General features: G+C 61.3%; 20 protein-coding genes. 13 read left to right on the top strand and 7 right to left on the bottom strand.

All coding sequences use genetic code 11. The annotated features are described in order from the left end of the window. Window position 1: 1 nt before the first annotated feature. The 7 genes from AAC076_RS08320 to AAC076_RS08290 all read right to left on the bottom strand — a co-directional run bounded on the left by AAC076_RS08320 (window position 2) and on the right by AAC076_RS08290 (window position 5,636). On the bottom strand, window positions 2-1,198 hold the full coding sequence (locus AAC076_RS08320) for an AAA family ATPase (protein WP_339844358.1): 1,197 nt from the start codon (window positions 1,196-1,198) through the stop codon (window positions 2-4). Next, window positions 1,195-2,967 (bottom strand): transposase family protein, encoded by a 1,773-nt coding sequence (locus AAC076_RS08315; RefSeq protein ID WP_339844356.1) that lies wholly within the window; start codon window positions 2,965-2,967, stop codon window positions 1,195-1,197. Before AAC076_RS08315 ends, AAC076_RS08320 begins: the two co-directional genes overlap by 4 nt. Window position 2,968: 1 nt before the next feature. After that, window positions 2,969-3,949 carry a hypothetical protein gene (locus AAC076_RS08310; protein WP_339844354.1) on the bottom strand — a complete coding sequence of 327 codons (981 nt, stop codon included), beginning with the start codon at window positions 3,947-3,949 and terminating at the stop codon, window positions 2,969-2,971. A gap of 15 nt (window positions 3,950-3,964) precedes the next feature. Continuing rightward, window positions 3,965-4,276: a helix-turn-helix domain-containing protein gene (locus AAC076_RS08305; protein WP_339844351.1), complete on the bottom strand. Its 312-nt coding sequence runs from the start codon at window positions 4,274-4,276 to the stop codon at window positions 3,965-3,967. Then, complete coding sequence (locus AAC076_RS08300) at window positions 4,269-4,754, bottom strand: hypothetical protein (RefSeq protein WP_339844349.1); 486 nt, start codon at window positions 4,752-4,754, stop codon at window positions 4,269-4,271. The genes AAC076_RS08305 and AAC076_RS08300 overlap by 8 nt, the downstream gene beginning before the upstream one ends. Before the next feature lie 83 nt (window positions 4,755-4,837). Beyond that, entirely contained in the window at window positions 4,838-5,413 is a 576-nt protein-coding gene (locus tag AAC076_RS08295; protein WP_339844346.1) for a hypothetical protein, read from the bottom strand. A gap of 10 nt (window positions 5,414-5,423) precedes the next feature. After that, entirely contained in the window at window positions 5,424-5,636 is a 213-nt protein-coding gene (locus AAC076_RS08290; RefSeq protein ID WP_339844343.1) for a DNA-binding protein, read from the bottom strand. Window positions 5,637-5,734: 98 nt separating this feature from the next. On the opposite strand from AAC076_RS08290, the gene AAC076_RS08285 reads away from it, so the two are divergent. The 13 genes from AAC076_RS08285 (at window position 5,735) to AAC076_RS08225 (ending at window position 15,408) form a co-directional block, all read left to right on the top strand. Beyond that, window positions 5,735-6,139: a helix-turn-helix domain-containing protein gene (locus AAC076_RS08285; protein ID WP_339844341.1), complete on the top strand. Its 405-nt coding sequence runs from the start codon at window positions 5,735-5,737 to the stop codon at window positions 6,137-6,139. A 3-nt stretch (window positions 6,140-6,142) separates the two neighbouring features. Beyond that, window positions 6,143-6,727, top strand: coding sequence for a hypothetical protein (locus AAC076_RS08280; RefSeq protein WP_339844339.1), 585 nt, complete (start codon window positions 6,143-6,145; stop codon window positions 6,725-6,727). 582 nt (window positions 6,728-7,309) lie between these two features. Continuing rightward, entirely contained in the window at window positions 7,310-7,663 is a 354-nt protein-coding gene (locus tag AAC076_RS08275) for a putative holin (protein ID WP_339844338.1), read from the top strand. A gap of 2 nt (window positions 7,664-7,665) precedes the next feature. Next, entirely contained in the window at window positions 7,666-8,358 is a 693-nt protein-coding gene (locus tag AAC076_RS08270; protein WP_339844335.1) for a transglycosylase SLT domain-containing protein, read from the top strand. After that, window positions 8,355-8,600, top strand: a complete 246-nt coding sequence (locus AAC076_RS08265; protein WP_339844334.1) for a hypothetical protein — start codon at window positions 8,355-8,357, stop codon at window positions 8,598-8,600. The genes AAC076_RS08270 and AAC076_RS08265 overlap by 4 nt, the downstream gene beginning before the upstream one ends. Further along, window positions 8,597-9,205 carry a lysis protein gene (locus AAC076_RS08260; RefSeq protein WP_339844332.1) on the top strand — a complete coding sequence of 203 codons (609 nt, stop codon included), beginning with the start codon at window positions 8,597-8,599 and terminating at the stop codon, window positions 9,203-9,205. Before AAC076_RS08265 ends, AAC076_RS08260 begins: the two co-directional genes overlap by 4 nt. A gap of 39 nt (window positions 9,206-9,244) precedes the next feature. Continuing rightward, complete coding sequence (locus AAC076_RS08255) at window positions 9,245-9,565, top strand: DUF2730 family protein (RefSeq protein ID WP_339844329.1); 321 nt, start codon at window positions 9,245-9,247, stop codon at window positions 9,563-9,565. Continuing rightward, window positions 9,562-9,861, top strand: coding sequence for an ArsR family transcriptional regulator (locus AAC076_RS08250; protein ID WP_339844327.1), 300 nt, complete (start codon window positions 9,562-9,564; stop codon window positions 9,859-9,861). Before AAC076_RS08255 ends, AAC076_RS08250 begins: the two co-directional genes overlap by 4 nt. 2 nt (window positions 9,862-9,863) lie before the next feature. Beyond that, a complete protein-coding gene (locus AAC076_RS08245; RefSeq protein ID WP_339844324.1) occupies window positions 9,864-10,412 on the top strand; it encodes a phage protein Gp27 family protein in 549 nt (182 codons plus the stop codon). Further along, on the top strand, window positions 10,412-12,085 hold the full coding sequence (locus AAC076_RS08240; protein ID WP_339844322.1) for a hypothetical protein: 1,674 nt from the start codon (window positions 10,412-10,414) through the stop codon (window positions 12,083-12,085). The genes AAC076_RS08245 and AAC076_RS08240 overlap by 1 nt, the downstream gene beginning before the upstream one ends. After that, entirely contained in the window at window positions 12,079-13,659 is a 1,581-nt protein-coding gene (locus AAC076_RS08235) for a DUF935 domain-containing protein (RefSeq protein WP_339844319.1), read from the top strand. The genes AAC076_RS08240 and AAC076_RS08235 overlap by 7 nt, the downstream gene beginning before the upstream one ends. Further along, the gene (locus AAC076_RS08230; RefSeq protein WP_339844317.1) at window positions 13,649-14,854 is read left to right on the top strand and encodes a phage minor head protein; all 1,206 of its coding nucleotides are present in this window, start codon (window positions 13,649-13,651) and stop codon (window positions 14,852-14,854) included. The genes AAC076_RS08235 and AAC076_RS08230 overlap by 11 nt, the downstream gene beginning before the upstream one ends. Beyond that, entirely contained in the window at window positions 14,854-15,408 is a 555-nt protein-coding gene (locus AAC076_RS08225) for a phage virion morphogenesis protein (RefSeq protein WP_339844314.1), read from the top strand. Before AAC076_RS08230 ends, AAC076_RS08225 begins: the two co-directional genes overlap by 1 nt. Window positions 15,409-15,589: the final 181 nt, after the last annotated feature.

The following is a 15,589-nucleotide window of genomic DNA, read 5'->3' as shown; positions in this document are numbered from 1 at the left end:
CTCACACCCCCATCACGATGTCAGCGTCGACGCGATCGGCGCCCACTTCGGCTGCAGCGTTGATAGCGGCTGTCAGCAGGTTATGAACGGCCAGCGGATAGAGCATGCTGTAGTGGCCTTTGTGCTGATTCTGACCCTGCAGGCGCGTGCGCAAGGCTTCGATCCCGCCGGCATCCACCACGTCGTCAATCGATTTGCCGGCCAGGCCGAAGCGGTGCTTGAGGTAGGCGCTCAGGTTTTCACCCAGCGGGGGCAAGCGGACCAGTTCCATCCGCTGCACTACTTCGCGCAGCGCTGGATTGCGCTCGCTCAGCCGCTCGCCCAGCTCGGTCTGGCCAATGATCACGACCGACAGCAGCCGCGCGAAACCTTCCTCCAGTTCGAAGAAACGCTTCAGATGGCGCAGGGTAGAATTCGGCAGGCTGTGTGATTCTTCGATGATCAGTACGTGCCGGTTGCCCATGCGATAGGACTCGCGCAGCGCTTCGTGTACCGCACGGAATCTAGCCTCCGACGATTGCGGCAGGCGCTTCTCAGGGGCAACCCCGTGCAGGATCGACGCGCAGATGTCAGCGGCCCGCAGGGGCCTGCCTTGGCTCTCGCGCTCTTCCATACCCAGTACATAGGGCTCGATAACGATTAGGGTTTGGCTGTCGTTGCGCAGGCGCTCGTGCAGCTCCTTGCGAATGGTCGATTTGCCGCTACCGCTTTCCCCCACAACAGCGAGGAAGATGCCGAAAGTGGTGGCTTGATAAAGCGACTCGCGGACATAGCGGATCTCTGCCGAAAGGAACAGATCTTCGCTCGAACGAGGATCCGCGAAAGGATCCCTGGTCAGCTGGAAGTGCTGTTTGGCCTGTGGCTTTAACGATTGTTTGCGTAGTAGCATGGGGGTGAGTTCCTTTTCTTGCAGTAGTTGGTTGATTGGACACAGGGCGTTGCAGCGCCCTGGTGTCTGTCTGGATCTGAATTCCGCAGGCTCAAAGCAGCCCTCCAGCTGTTCCTCCTTCACACCTTTTGATGAAAGCCACTCGACGACATCGCCCTGCAGTTTCTGGCGCTCTGGCGACTTGGGGTACTTGCTCCGGTTGACCAACAAGTTGATGGCCGCCGTTGATAGGCCCACTCCGCGCGCCAGCTCTGCCTGGCTGAGCCCGGCATACTCAAGCACGGTCTTGAGCCTCATTTGCAGCATCATTGATTGCCTCCTACGACGCTGAGTTTTGGCCGCGCCATGGTGGCGCGGACACGCTCTGCAGCAGCTTCGAGTTCATCCTCACGGACACCGTCCGGGAAGCTGGCTTTCAGCGCTGAGAAGTGTTCTTTATTCCACTCCGGGAACTGGTTCATAAGCCGCTTGGCGGCAGCAAACAGGGTCATGGGCGGCAGCTCGACGATCGGGCCGGCCAGCTCGTGATCGGTGCCACGGCGCGGCATGAAGGTCGGCAGGTCTGCCTCTTCGGTGGCCTTGTACGGGTTGTACTTGCCGCCCAGGGGCAGCGCCTTCGCCTTGCGCTGCGCCTCGGCTTCACCTGGTGTGGTGGTGCCGGTCATCAGCTGCTCGATGGCCTGCCGATCCTTCTGCGCGACGGTGTCTGCGGGGGCGTTGTAGCTGGTGCCGATGATCGCGGCATTCTCGGCAAAGCCGAACTCATCCTTGACCACGCGCGGGACCACGTTGAACACCTCGCGGCCGTCTGCGTTCACGGTTACCACCTGGGCAGCGTCGTCGCGCCATGGGTTGCGGGTCACCAGCACCTTCTCGGCGACCATCACACCCGGTACCCGGCTGACGTCGTACTCCTCGCCCTGGAAGTTGATGCGCAGTTTCGGCGTGACCTTGCGCTCCTGCGGCTGGGCAACCGCCAGCTCGCGGCACACCGCGACCGTGGGCGCCTTGATCAGTTGGTCCTGGGTGATGGTCAGCCACATGGCGCTGCGGTTCTTGCCGTGGCGGCGGTGAACGGTGGTGGCGTTGAACACCGCCCGCCATTGCGCGGCCAGGGCGTTCAGCTCGGCCAGATCCGCGACCGGGCGGAATTTCAAACCGCTCTCGAACTTGCGCTCGATGATGTTTCGGGCGTTCTCGACCTGGCCGGTGGCGCGAGCGTTGCCCGGTGCGTGGGCGATCGCCTGGATGCCCAGGGACTTGCACAGATTCAGCGCCATGGTGCTGGTGTTGGCGCTGCCGGGGTCCATGAACAGAATGGCCGGGATCCCGTGCAGAATGTCGGCACCGCCGCGCTCCTGCAGGGCGTTGATCAGCACGTTGCACAGGTTCTCGCCGCTCTCCGCGCCCATGACGTACTCGACGTAGATCCAGCCCGAGGTGTGATCGGTGATCTCATACGACCAGACCCTGTCAGCCATGATGCGCTGCAGGTTCTTCGGCTTATTCTTGTAGAACTCGTCGTGCGCCATCACATGCAGGCCGTTGGTGCTGCGGGCCTGGGGCTTGAGGTAGTACAGCACGCACAGCGAGGCGTCGATCTGCCAGACGTGGTTCGGGTGCAGGCTGGCCAGCTCAGTGTGCGGAGTCGGAGCCAGCAGCTGGTCGGGATGCACGCTATAAGCTCGCAAGGCACGATGGATGGCGCTGTCGCTCAGCGGTGCCACTTCACCGGTGGCGCGGTTGACGCGTTCGGCTCTGATCAGATTGTTGGCGCGCAAACCCTGGACGGCATCGGTGATGCTATACAGGCGCTTGCCGCTGTTGCGCAGGGTCTCCATCAGGACTCCGCTGATCATCAGAGCCTCGTCGCGGGTCAGGTCTGACTGGCCGGCATCCGTGCGGCGCTTTCGGGTTTTATTGGTCACGGTGAGATCCTTCAGCTTGCGATGCAGGGTCGCTCGGGACAGCCCCAGCTCCTGGCAAGCATTCGCGTATATGGCCGACTTGCCGCCGTGGCCGGCAGCGCGGACGGCTTGAGCAACAGCGACCAGGCGTTCGGTTATGACGGCGCTCATATCAGTGGTCCGACTCGATGCCGAGGGACACAGCGGCTTGCTCTGCCGCGCCCGGCTTCATCCAGTCGTGCTCGCTGCTTGAGTCATCGGGCAGGTCGTAGTCTTCGCGGATCGCGAGGATCTGAATCTCTAGCTGCTTGACCAGGCTGGCCATGTAATCGCGGGAATCTTCGCCGCTGGTGGCGCTCTCGGTGTTCAACAGCTCAAAAGCCCCGCGCAACTTGCCCATGATCAGCGCCTCCGCCTCGTAGGCGGCGGCTGATACCTCCATGCGCAGCTCCTTCATCGCTTCGTTGCTGGGCAGGCTCTGGATGCGTTTCTGCGCCCTTGCGAGCTGCTGGCGAGTTTCGTCCAGCTCCAGGGCGCGCTTGGCCAGCACTTCGGACTGGGCGTCGTAGTCGGCGTGGGCTTCGTCGCGCTCCTTGGTCAGCTCGTCTTTTTCCTTCTGATGCTTGGCGATCAGCTCCTCGGCCAGGAATTCAACGTCGTCGGTATTGCCGGCCTTTGCAGCTTCGATCAGAGCATTGCGATGGTCGTCCGGCAGCTTGCGCAGCGCGCGCATTTTGGACGGGCCAATGCCGACCTGGTGCATCGCCTCATATAGCTCTTCCCCAAACGCAGCGAAGTTGGCCAGGGCGTTGTCAATTGATTCCCTGGACTTGCCTTCGACCAACCGGCAGTAATCGTCCCAAGTGGTAACGGTTACCGGTTTTTCATCCACAAAAGCCTCGAAGCCCTTGTATCCCTTGCTTTCCTTGATGGCTTGCAGGTCGATCAAATCGGTAACGGTTAACAGTTTTACGATCATGTTGGTGATTTGGCGCCGCCCAACTCGCTGATTGATCAGGGCGGAAACGCGCATGGTGTCCTGGGCCAGCAGCTTGCCAGCTGCAGCAGCAGCGTTCTGGATGTCTGAAACCTTCTGCCCATCCAGCTCGGGCAGATCAACCGGCGCTACACCCTCTGTCTTAGTACGTCCCATGGTCTGTTTCCTTGCTTAGTGGTGGCTGCCAGCGGCGACGCGCTGGTTCAGTTCATTGATACGTGCGCTGGCCCTGGCCATCTCTTCTGCGTGCGCCTGGGCAAGCTGCAGGGCGCTGACGCTCAGGGCAAAGCGCCCCGAGTCCAGCTTGGTGGCGAAGCCCTCGGCGATCAGGGTGCCCAGGGAGCGGTTGACAGCGCTCGGGCTCAGGTCCAGCCCTTTGGCCAACTCGCCATTGCTCAAGCCCTGCAGGCTGTTGCCGCGCAGCGCTTTCATCACGCGCAGGCAGCGGGCTCCGCTTTCTGAAATGCGGGTGTTGTCACTCATCGTCGATTTCTCCGAGTTCAAGCTGAGGTTGGTCGTGCTGCTGTACGTTGCCGTGGTGCCACGCGAGTGACTCCAGACCGGCGCGCAGCGCGTCCAGGGTTTGGTTGGCGGTCTGCTTGCCGTCGCTGAATGCGAGCACTGCGCCGACCGCTTCATTGAGTACGGTTTGCAGCTGCTGCACGTCCTGCGCCTGGGTGTTGCGGCCGGTAGGTATGTCCACCAGCAGCTTGCCGTGGGCAGCGGCCAGGTAGCGGGTAATCAGCGGGACGCCGCAGGCGCGCTCAAGCGGCAGAATCAAGGTCAGCGGCAGGCGGCCGTTACCCATCCACTTATAGAGCGAGCTAGCGTTGTGCTGTCCCAGGTGGTCGCAGGCGATGCGTTCAATGCCTCGGTTGTGTTGTTCCAGGGCGCGCTGTGCGCAGCCTTCCATAGCCTCTGCAGGTGAGCGCGGTACCCAGCTTTTCCATTTTCTTCTCATTATTGGAAGCCCTCCCGGAGCCGGTAAAAGCCGGCGTCTAAATAAATAAGGTTTTTGCCTATGGGCAAAAGTGTTTCAATAACTCAATCTGATATGGACTTATTGATCAGAGGCGAATGCGATGAACGAGGCACGGTTGTTACAGGTAGAGGGCCAGATCCAGGCGCTGGCACAGGCTTGGCTGCGGTTGGCCGCGCAAGTTGAGATGGCCGGTGAACGTTCAGGTCCGGTAAGTCCGGACCGTCTGGATAAATCGCTATCTGCTGTGAAGTGGCCAGACGCTCCCGCTCCCGTTGCAGCAGCTGCTGAGCAGATGTTGGGCGATCTGGTGCAGCAGCTGGCGTGTGCACGTAGCCGCCGTCATCAAAGCGCTGATGACCAATGACCTTGGCATTGCTGGGGAAGCCATGGCTGTCGATACGGGGCCGTGGCGCGCACAGGATGAGTTGCCCAACCGCTAGGTAGGTCAGCTGGTTGCAGGTTTTGCGTTCACCTACGGTGACCCGTTGGATCGGACCCTGTTGCTGGTAGGAGCGCAGCGCGTCCTGTAGTTGCTGGATGACCTGGGGGCCGTAGCCAACCGGCGCTGATGCGATTACGACGTCAAGCACGCGACGCCAGGCGTCGAGGGGGTCGATACGGGGGGCGGCTTGTTTCATTTTGGTGGCCTCAGGCTGCTACTGGTTCTTCGGTGGCTTTGATGCCCAGGGCGACAGCGATGTCGTGGGCCTGGCCGTAGTGAGCTTTGTCGAAGCCGTTGAGCACGCGGTAAACCGCATTGCGCTTAAACCCTTGCTCTTCGGCCCATTTGGTGACCGTCACTCCGCGCTGCTTGAAGCGCTGTTTGACCTGTTCAGGGGTCAGTACCTTCTGGCTTGCCATGGCAGTGGCTCCGTTGGTTGCTGAATGATGTTTGTGATTTGTTGTGCTGATATTGGTAGATAATTATCTACCTGTCAAGCACGTATAGGTAGGTATTTATGGACCTAGGCGAGCGATTGCGCGCAGAGAGAAAGCGGCTGGGTTTTAGTCAGACTGAATTTGCAGAACTGGCGGGTTCTTCCAAGCATGCCCAGATCAACTGGGAGAAAGGAGTTGCGGCACCCAACGCCCTGGCTCTCAGGGCGTGGGCTGAGGAGGGTTTGGATGTGCTCTTCGTGGTACTGGGTACTCAGCCGGGTGTAAAGCCGCGTGGAGACCTGCCTCCGGACGAGCAACTGCTACTTGAGTCCTACCGAGGAATGGCTGCCAAGACGCGCAAGGAACTACTCGCCGAAATGCTGACAGGCAGGAAGGTGACTAAGGCGAAGGCACGAGGTGGGGTGAGCGTTAGTGGGAACAACAACCGTGCTGCGGGCGGGACTTATCACGAAAACAAGGAGTGACGCGTGTCTGTAGGAGTTGAAGGAAACGAAAATCGAGTTGCGGGCAGGGATTACCTGGAAATCAACGTAGGTCCCGAGGCAGATAAGGAGCCGCTTTCGAGCGCGCAGCGGCAGAAGCTGAACGCGCTAGTGGCAAGTGTGAGTGAAACCCTGGAGATCGACCCACGGCAGGTCTGGCGAGAGGTGGTCCACGCCAAACTGGGAGTCGAGAGCATTCACGAAATCCCCAGGACCGCGTTTGATCAGGCCTATGATGCGGTCATACACTTTCGGGATACCGAGCGCGAGTTTGTGAATGTGCGGTTGATGGTTTCCAGGATCACCAGCCTGACCAAGGAAAAAAAGATTTACGAAGAGCGTGATTCGTTCTGCCTTCGGACCTTTGGTGAGAGGCATCTGAATCACATGAACAAGGATCAGCTACGAAAAGTGCTGGCTTATGTGGAGGATTACGAGGTCAAGGTTGTTCCGCAGGATCCGATTGATGGCTTTTCACTTTCAGGAATTGCCCTGGTAGTGCTGGCTCATCCCGTGCATTTTGCTGCTACCCTGATTCTAGGCATCATCGTCGGGCAAATAATTTTGTGAGGCCAAGCGGGCCGTATGTTCTTTGCGGCCGTGATGACATCCTCAAAATCGAAAAGGAGTTTGAAAATGGAGCCAATTTTTGGTTTTTCTCTGTTCGCAGTGGCCACTATCATTGTCGCTTGTGTGGCTTGGAAGCGCGGTCGTTCGGGCTGGCTTTGTATGTTGCTTACGCCTGCGGCCGGATTCGGTTTAGTGGTCTTGGCGAATATGGCTGGGGCGTCGCCAGCTATGACGGGCTTGACCGCTTTCTTGGCTCCTGCAGTGGCCTTCTTTATGGTGCTCGCGAACAGTTCAAGTTCTGATCTCGCGGTGAAGCACGGTGCTCACGGCCAGTATATAAAATGCCCATACTGTGCCGAGTCCGTTCGATCTGAGGCAATCAAATGTAGGCACTGCGGCAGCAGTTTGAAAACCGAAACGCCTACAGAGGCTTCGTAGTTAGAAAGAGTATTAACCAAGCCCGCCACCCGGCGGGTTTTCTTTTGCCCTCGTTCAAAATACATCGGCCGGCTTGACCGGCATTCTGATCCTGTCCTTTGCACTTAACGCAGATTACCCAGACAGGTATCAGGAGATGTGACCATGTACAGCGTTCCCCAAAGCTCTCTCTTTTCTCGACTCCCCCGGTTGGTCGGTTGGCTGATAGCGACCGTGGCGATCATGATCGCCCTGGCCTTTTTTGCCTTCGAGCAGATGCCGGTTATCGGCTACAAGCTGGCCCTGGTCATGCTCGGTGCCGTGCTCGGTTACTGGATCGACCGCAGCCTGTTCCCCTACGGCCGACCGCACGAGTGCCTGCCTAAACGCAACTGCCCCGGCGGCGGGCATACCGATGCCCAGGAAGCATTCCGCTACACCGTTGCCTTCGCCGCCGCCTGCCTGCGCCGCTCGCTGATCGTGCTGGCCTGCGTGCTTGGCCTGACGCTGGGGCTTTGACCATGCAGCCCACACAGAGACCCCGCGCCACTCGCGCAGATTACGTCCGCTCGACGCTCGTCGTGGGCCTGCTGTGGGCGATCGTTCTGGGCGCGGCCACCTGCAAGCCGGAACCCGTTCAAGCACAGGAGGTGCCCCGTGCTGCAGAACATTATCGTCGTGATCTCATACGAGCTGGGCAGCATGGTTTCGGACTCGATGCTCCGATCGCTACGCTCGCTGCCCAGATTCACCAGGAAAGCGGATGGCGCCCCGGCGTCACGAGCCGTGCCGGTGCGCAGGGCCTGGCGCAATTTATGCCGGGCACCTCGAAGTGGATGGCTGAGATTTACCCGCTCAGCGTGGGGCCCGCACAACCATTCAATCCGGGCTGGTCGCTCCGCGCCATGGTGGCCTACAACCAATGGCACCTCGAACGCATTAATGCGCGCACTCATTGCGAGCAGTGGGCGATGGCGCTTGCTGCATACAACGGCGGGCTGGGCTGGATCAATCGCGATAAACGGCTGGCATCGGCTTCCGGGGCCGACCCGCTGACCTGGTTTGAGTCTGTCGAGCGGTACAACGCTGGCCGCTCGGCTGCCAACTTCCGCGAGAACCGAGGCTACCCCCGCAAGATCCTGCAGCGCTGGGAGCCCATGTATGTGGCCGCTGGTTGGGGCCCCGGTGTATGCGCTGAGAGGTACACGCAATGACCAAAGACGACATCGATCTGGGTTTGGTGAGAACCCTATTCAGGAGCCGATCCTCTGACCGTTGGGTGTGGCTGCGCGCCTATGTCTGGCAGCTAATCCGCCCGGCATTGGCGACGGCCGCCATCGCAGCCGGCTTGATCATCCTGTTTTACGCTTTGGGTAATGCATTCGGTGCTGGCCTGGTAGCGCAGCTCAGAGACTCAGGAATCGAGTTCGATCTGATCCTGCAGGTGCCCGAATGAACGGTTGGCTCACGGGTGGCGCGATAGCGATCGCCCTGGGCGCGAGCTACCTCATCGACAGCTACGGCTACGACCGTGGCCATGCCGAGGCCACGGCGGCCGAGCAGGCCAAGCTGCACGCCCTGAAAGAAGAGCACTCAGACCTGCGCGACCAGGCAGCGCAGGACTATCAACTGGCCTTCAAGCAACAGGTCACCCGAGCCAACGCAGCTGAAGAGCGGCTAATGGCAACCCTGGTGGAGCTTGAGACTCTCGAAGAAGAAATATCGGAGCGCATACCTGATGTCACCACTGTCTACCGCACGGCGCCCCAGGCTGCGCCTGTCGCTATTCCTCATTGCGTGTTCACTCGCGGCTGGCTGCGCGACTACAACGCCGCCCTCGGAGCCACAGCCCGTGTGCCCGCCAGTAGAACAGGCACCGCTTCCGCCGCTGCTGAAGAAGCGGCCGAGCCCGCCCCCGGCTCTGACGCCGAACTACTGGAAAGCGGCGTCTCGCCTGCCGATATTCTCGCCCACGCCCGTGATTACGGTGCTTGGGCACGAGGCAATCTAGCGCAGCTGAATGGCCTGTTGGATCTACATAACACCCCGCCTGAGGAGTAACTGGTGCTAACTCTTAACCCCTTACAGGAGAAACGCTGAATGGATATCGACACGGTGATCCGCTTCGGCCAGTTCGTGTTCACGGTCGCTGTGGGCCTGTTCTCGATAATCGCCGCGCGCAAATCCAGTTCCAAAGCAGATGCGAAGGAGCTAGCCAGCCGGATGAATCACCAGGACTCCCGAATCCTGACCCTTGAGCAGCAGCTGCTGCATATGCCCGACAGCCAGCAGATGTCTGAGCTGGCCGGGGACATGAAGGCAATCAAGGCAGAGCTTGCGGGGGTAGCTCGGGAACTGGCCCCTTTGGCCAGATCTTTAGATCGGATCAATGACTACTTACTGAATGCGAGAAGCCAATGAGCATGTACGCCAAATACCTGGCCGAAGACCGCCGCCTGGTGATTTTGCGCATCCTGGCGGAGATGCCCACATACAGAGCCAACAGCTCAATACTCCATGCAGTGCTCCAAGAGTGGGGTCACGAGCCAAGCCGAGACCAGGTGAAAACCGAGCTGTATTGGTTAGAAGAGCAACAGCTGCTTGAGATTGATGACGTCGGCGGCGGCGCAGTGCTCTTGGCCAAGCTGACCGAGCGCGGCGCCGATGCGGCTGCTGGCCGGGTCCGCGTGCCCGGCGTCAAGCGGCCGGGGGCATAACCATGGGCCGCAAATCCAGCATCGAGAAGCTGCCAAAGGAAGTTCGATCGCACATCGAGCGCACCCTGCGCGAGAACCGCCTGACCCTCGACGAGCTGATCCAGGAGCTGCAGGCGCTTTTCCCTGAGAAGGAAACGCCAAGCCGATCGGCCGTTGGCCGGTACAAGGTCGGGTTTGATCAGATGATCAAGGAAATGCGGCAGCAGCAGAACATGGCGTCGCAGATCGTCGAGGATCTCGGTGAGAACCCGGACGAGAAAGGCGGCGCCCTGATGGTGCAGCTGCTGACCACGATCACCACCCGCGCAGCGATGGACGCCCAGAACGATGAGGACACGTCGATCGAGGACGTGCGCAAGTTGGCCCGCGCCACGAAAGACGTACTCTCAGCCCGCAAGGTCAGCCGGGAGGAGCGCAAAGCCATCGAGCGTGAAACCCGCGAGAAGCTGATAGCCGAACAGGAACAGCGTCTGGAAGAAATGCGCGGCAGCGACGGCATGAGCGAGCAGCTCGAAAGCCGCATCCGCAACGTGCTATTGGGTAAAGCCTGATGGCCGCCCGCACCGCCAAGGAAGAGATCAGCGCCGACCTCAAAGCGACCGGCGCACCGCGCAAGATCAACCTGGCCGAAGAGATGGCCCTGGCCGGTGTCGATGTGCCCCAGGACATGATCGACGCCCAGCCGGCCAATGAGCCGGTGTTCCTGCCATACCAGCAGCGGTGGTTCGAGGATGAAAGCCCGATCATGCTGGGCGAGAAGTCACGCCGCACGGGCATCACCTGGGCAGAGGCCGGGCGCAACGTCGTCAACGCCGCCAAGCCCCGGCGCCGTGGCGGCTGCAATACGTTCTATGTGGGCAGCAAGAAGGAGATGGCGCTGGAATACATCGCCGCCTGCGCGCTGTTCGCCAAGGCCTTCAACGAATTGGCCGAAGCCGACGTGTACGAGCAGACCTTCTGGGATGAGGGCAAGAAGGAAGAGATCCTGGCCTACATGATCCGCTTCCCGAAAACCGGGCGGAAGATCCAGGCGCTCAGCTCGCGCCCGAGCAACCTGCGCGGCCTGCAGGGTGACGTAGTGATCGATGAAGCGGCATTCCATGAGTCCCTGGAAGAGCTGCTGAAGGCTGCGCTTGCTCTGACCATGTGGGGCAACAAGGTGCGCCTGATCAGCACCCACAACGGCGTAGACAACCCGTTCAACACGTATATCCAGGATGCCCGCGAAGGCCGCAAGGATTACAGCATCCACCGCATCACCCTGGACAGCGCCATCGCCGAGGGCCTGTACAAGCGAATCTGCTACGTCACCGGCATGACCTGGTCAGCAGAGGCGGAGAAGAAATGGCGCGACGACCTGTACAAAAACGCGCCCAACATCGAATCCGCCGAAGAAGAATATGGCTGTGTACCGAAGAAGAGCGGCGGCGGCTACCTGAGCCGGGTGCTGATCGAGCAGGCGATGGTTTCCGATCGGTCGATCCGCATCTATCGCTATGAAGCGCCGGAGGGTTTCGAGAGCTGGACCCCGGAAATGCGCGAGGCCGCAGTCAAAGCCTGGTGCGAAGAGAACCTGGAACCCGAGTTGGCCCGGCTTAACCCCAACTGGCGCCATGTGTTCGGTGAAGACTTTGCCCGCCGTGGCGACCTCTCGGTGTTCGCACCGCTGGCGATCATGCCCAGCCTGCGTAAGCGCGTGCCCTTTGTGGTCGAGCTGCGCAACGTGCCCTATAAGCAGCAGGAACAGGTGATGTATTTCATCTGTGATCGTTTGCCCCGGCGCGGCGGTCTGGCTTTCGATGCCACCGCCAATGGCGGGTACCTGGCCGAACAGGCAGCTCTCAAATACGGCACCACCGTCGTTGACCAGGTGAACCTGAGCCTGAGCTGGTACCACGAATGGATGCCCAAGCTGAAAGGCGAATTCGAGGCGTTCAATATCGAGATCCCGCGCCACCAGACCACGCTCGATGACCTGCTCAGTATCAAGGTCGAGAAAGGCGTGCCGGTGATCGACAAGGGCCGCACCAAGGATCTGGAGTCAGTCGGCGGCAAGGGCAAGCGGCACGGTGACTTTGCTGTAGCCCTGGCGATGGCCGTGCGCGCCTCCTGGATGGATGGTAGCGAGATAGACTTTACCGCCGCGCCCAAGCACAGCCGCGGATTCGACAACATGGATGACTCAGACACCGACATCTCATTACCGGAGCCACAGGCATGGTAAGTACTTCACGCATTCTCGGCCCCGATGGCCAGCCGATCCGCATCACTGAGCTGCGCACCCCTCAAACCGCGCACATGGTCAACCTGCAGCAGGAAGTGGGCACGCACCCTTCACGCGGTCTGACGCCATCAAAGCTAGCCCGCATCATGGACGCAGCTGAACACGGCGACATGAATGCGCAGTGCGCCTTGTACGAGGACATGGAAGAGAAAGACGGCCACATAATGTCCGAGATGGGCAAGCGCCGGCGCGCCGTCTCTGGGCTCAACTGGGACATAGTCCCGCCGGATGGCGCCACCGCTGCCGAGAAGAACGCGGCCATCGAGCTTTCCAGTCTGATGCAGGGCCTTGATGACTTTGAGGACGTGCTGTTCGATATGACCGACGCCATTGGCAAAGGCTTTGCCAATCTTGAAATTGAATGGCATCGCCAAGCTGGCGAGTGGTTGCCCAAGCACATCGACCACCGGCCGCAGGCCTGGTTTCAGCTGCACCGTGGCCAGCGCCAGGAGATGCGCCTGCGCGGATCCTTGGGCGGCGAGCCGCTGCAGCCCTTCGGCTGGATCACCCACACCCACAAGGCAAAGAGCGGCTACCTGGAGCGCTCGGCGCTGTTCCGGGTGCTGGTGTGGCCTTACCTGTTCAAGAACTACAGCGTCGGTGACCTGGCTGAATTCCTGGAGATCTACGGCATCCCCATGCGCCTGGGCAAATACCCCAGCGGCGCGACCGACAAGGAGAAGCTGACTCTGCTGCGCGCGCTCTCTCAACTTGGCCATAACGCTGCTGGCATTATTCCGATCGGTATGGAACTGGACTTCCTCGACGCGGCCCAGGGCGACCCGGCCGCGTTCAAGCTGATGATTGAGTGGTGCGAGAAAACCCAGAGCAAGGCCATCCTCGGCGGCACGCTCACAAGCCAGGCCGATGGCGCGAGCAGCACCAATGCCCTGGGCAACGTTCACAACGAGGTGCGCAAGGAGCTGCGTAACGCCGACGCCAAGCAGGTAGCCAAAACCGCCAGCCGCGACCTGGTCTACCCGATCGCAGTACTCAACGGCCTAACCACAAGTTGGGAGCGCTGCCCCCGTTTAGTGTTCGACATCCAGGAGCCAGAAGATTTATCCACGTTCGGCGCCGCGCTGCCGGGCCTGGTCACCCTGGGCATTCGCATCCCGCGCCAGTGGGCCCAGGAGAAGATGGCCATCCCCGAGCCCCAGGAAGGCGAAGAGATACTCACCGGCGCGGCCGCTGCGCCTGCAGCACCACCCGAGCCGGCCGCACAAGAGAAACGGCCAGCGCCGGCGCTCGCGGCCGCAACCGCGCAACGCGCAGCCCTGACCGCAGCCGATCGCCTGGATGACAACCTGCAGCCGATGACGCGCGCCTGGATCGATCGGATCCGCGCCCTGGTCGAAGGGGCCGAAAGCCTGGAAGCCATCCGCGACCAGTTGGCCGAGCTGCTGCCTGACATGAGCATCGAGCAATACGCGGACTTTATGGCCCAGGCCTTGGCCGCTGCTGCGCTGCAGGGCCGGCTAGACATAGTCGAGGAAGCCGCCCGTGGCCGTTAGCGCAACCAGCCTGCCGTTCCGCGAGCAGAACCAGTTCCTGCGCCGAAAGCTGAACTTGCCCACCACGGGCTGGACGGACGTGTACACCCGCGAGCATGACTATGCGTTTGTGGTGGCCGGCGCGAACCGCGACGAGATCGTCAGCGGCTTCCGCCAGGCGATCGAGCGCGCGATCGAGAACGGCACCACCCTGGAAGACTTCCGCCGCGACTTCGATCGCATCGTTGCCCAGACGGGCTGGAGCTATAACGGCGGGCGCAACTGGCGCTCGCGCGTGATCTACGAGACCAACCTGCGCAGCAGCTACATGGCCGGCCGCTACGAGCAGCTGATGGCCGTGCGCAATGAGCGGCCCTATTGGCAGTACATCCACAGCGATGCGGTCGAGAACCCGCGCCCCGAGCATGAGGCGCTGAACGGCCTGATCCTGCGCTGGGACGACCCTTTCTGGAACTACTTTTTCCCGATCAACGCCTGGGGCTGCCAGTGCAGCGTGCGCGCCTTGAGCGAGGATGATCTGCGCCGCATGGGCAAGGATGGCCCGGACACAGCACCGGCCATCGTCATGCAGGAGCGCACTATCGGCCAGCGCAGCCCAGGTGGCGCTCGCACGGTGATGGTGCCGGAAGGCATCGATCCCGGCTTCGAGTACACCCCTGGGCAAAGCCGCTACGTGGCGAGCATTCCGCCGCAGCAACCACCGCCGCCGATTGATCCGGTGCCAGCAGCTGGTGCGCTGAACCCGTTGCGGCCACCCAGGCCCGCGCCGGCGCAGCTTCTCGATACATCCGATATCGCCGATGGCTTCCTGCAGCAGCTGGGCACCGGCGCAGGCCGATCGCCCGTTGTGGTGCGCGATATCATCGGTGAACGCCTGGTGATTGGCCCGCAGATGTTTGACCAAGCGCTGCCCTCGGTACCCGGCCTGGAGCCGGGCCTGCAGAGCCAGCTGATGGTCAATGCCTTGCTGGATCCAGACGAGATCTGGACGCGGATCGAATGGCACGAGGCGGTCTCCCGCGCCACGGTGCGCCGCCGCTACGTTGCCCGGTTCCGCGTTCCTGGCATCGCCGAAGCGGTGGCCATCGTCATGGAGCTGGGCTCAGATGGCTGGTGGGTGCAACCCGGTACGCTGACGCCTCCGCAGCTGGCCGCGCTGCGCACGGGCGTGCTGCTGTATGAGCGGGAGGACTGATGGCCGGCATCACGCTTGAGTACCAGAGCGAAACCGCGCTGGCGGCCATCTCCCAGGCGCTCGCCTTCCTGGCCGAGCCAGCGACCATGCTGCGCGACATGGGCGAGTATTTGCTTATCGCCCACGACCAACGCTGGGCAACGCAGACATCACCTGGTGGTGTGCCCTGGGCGCCACTCAGCCCCGCCTACCTCAAGCGCAAGCGCAAGAACAAAGACAAGATTCTGCAGCTCGACGGTTACCTGAAGAACACCCTGCGCTACCAGCTGGCCGGCAATGAGCTGCTGTTCGGCAGCAACCGGGTATATGCTGCCATCCAGCACTTCGGCGGTACGGTCGACATGCCGGCGCGCAGCCAGGAGGCGTACTTCAAGCGCGACCGCAGCGGCAACGTCGGCCAGCGGTTCACCAAAAAGGCGCAGAGCAACTTCGCCCAGCGCGTGACCATCGGCGCCTACACTATCGAGATCCCGGCTCGCCCTTGGCTGGGTACCAGCACCAGCGACGACAGCGAGCTGCTGAATATCGCCATGCGATACCTGCAGGAGCGCTGATTTGCCCGAGGCTCTGAGAGGCCCTGTGAGCGCGTAGGAGCGTTCGAGCGCCATGGTTCATCGTTGTGAGGGGCTTGCGCGGCGTCCTGAGCGTTTATAAACACCCCTGACCCCATCACCGCGCCGTGATCGCGGAGCCGGTTCCAGATTCCCGCCGCTTTACCTCACATTCAAGTTTTGC

Origin of the sequence: uncultured Halopseudomonas sp. (assembly GCF_963977355.1) — a bacterium.
Lineage (GTDB): Bacteria > Pseudomonadota > Gammaproteobacteria > Pseudomonadales > Pseudomonadaceae > Halopseudomonas.
The sequence above is the reverse complement of the archived record's forward strand: the minus strand, read 5'-3'. Positions and strand labels throughout refer to the sequence as shown.

Bases quoted from the DNA above. Each gene is read 5' to 3' on its own strand.
- AAC076_RS08225 (WP_339844314.1), top strand. From the start codon at position 14,854: ATGGCCGGCATCACGCTTGAGTACCAGAGCGAAACCGCGCTGGCGGCC.
- AAC076_RS08310 (WP_339844354.1), bottom strand. From the start codon at position 3,949: ATGGGACGTACTAAGACAGAGGGTGTAGCGCCGGTTGATCTGCCCGAG.
- AAC076_RS08315 (WP_339844356.1), bottom strand. From the start codon at position 2,967: ATGAGCGCCGTCATAACCGAACGCCTGGTCGCTGTTGCTCAAGCCGTC.
- AAC076_RS08295 (WP_339844346.1), bottom strand. From the start codon at position 5,413: ATGAAACAAGCCGCCCCCCGTATCGACCCCCTCGACGCCTGGCGTCGC.
- AAC076_RS08285 (WP_339844341.1), top strand. From the start codon at position 5,735: ATGGACCTAGGCGAGCGATTGCGCGCAGAGAGAAAGCGGCTGGGTTTT.
- AAC076_RS08275 (WP_339844338.1), top strand. From the start codon at position 7,310: ATGTACAGCGTTCCCCAAAGCTCTCTCTTTTCTCGACTCCCCCGGTTG.
- AAC076_RS08255 (WP_339844329.1), top strand. From the start codon at position 9,245: ATGGATATCGACACGGTGATCCGCTTCGGCCAGTTCGTGTTCACGGTC.
- AAC076_RS08320 (WP_339844358.1), bottom strand. From the start codon at position 1,198: ATGATGCTGCAAATGAGGCTCAAGACCGTGCTTGAGTATGCCGGGCTC.
- AAC076_RS08260 (WP_339844332.1), top strand. From the start codon at position 8,597: ATGAACGGTTGGCTCACGGGTGGCGCGATAGCGATCGCCCTGGGCGCG.
- AAC076_RS08235 (WP_339844319.1), top strand. From the start codon at position 12,079: ATGGTAAGTACTTCACGCATTCTCGGCCCCGATGGCCAGCCGATCCGC.
- AAC076_RS08270 (WP_339844335.1), top strand. From the start codon at position 7,666: ATGCAGCCCACACAGAGACCCCGCGCCACTCGCGCAGATTACGTCCGC.
- AAC076_RS08250 (WP_339844327.1), top strand. From the start codon at position 9,562: ATGAGCATGTACGCCAAATACCTGGCCGAAGACCGCCGCCTGGTGATT.
- AAC076_RS08240 (WP_339844322.1), top strand. From the start codon at position 10,412: ATGGCCGCCCGCACCGCCAAGGAAGAGATCAGCGCCGACCTCAAAGCG.
- AAC076_RS08265 (WP_339844334.1), top strand. From the start codon at position 8,355: ATGACCAAAGACGACATCGATCTGGGTTTGGTGAGAACCCTATTCAGG.
- AAC076_RS08290 (WP_339844343.1), bottom strand. From the start codon at position 5,636: ATGGCAAGCCAGAAGGTACTGACCCCTGAACAGGTCAAACAGCGCTTC.
- AAC076_RS08245 (WP_339844324.1), top strand. From the start codon at position 9,864: ATGGGCCGCAAATCCAGCATCGAGAAGCTGCCAAAGGAAGTTCGATCG.
- AAC076_RS08300 (WP_339844349.1), bottom strand. From the start codon at position 4,754: ATGAGAAGAAAATGGAAAAGCTGGGTACCGCGCTCACCTGCAGAGGCT.
- AAC076_RS08305 (WP_339844351.1), bottom strand. From the start codon at position 4,276: ATGAGTGACAACACCCGCATTTCAGAAAGCGGAGCCCGCTGCCTGCGC.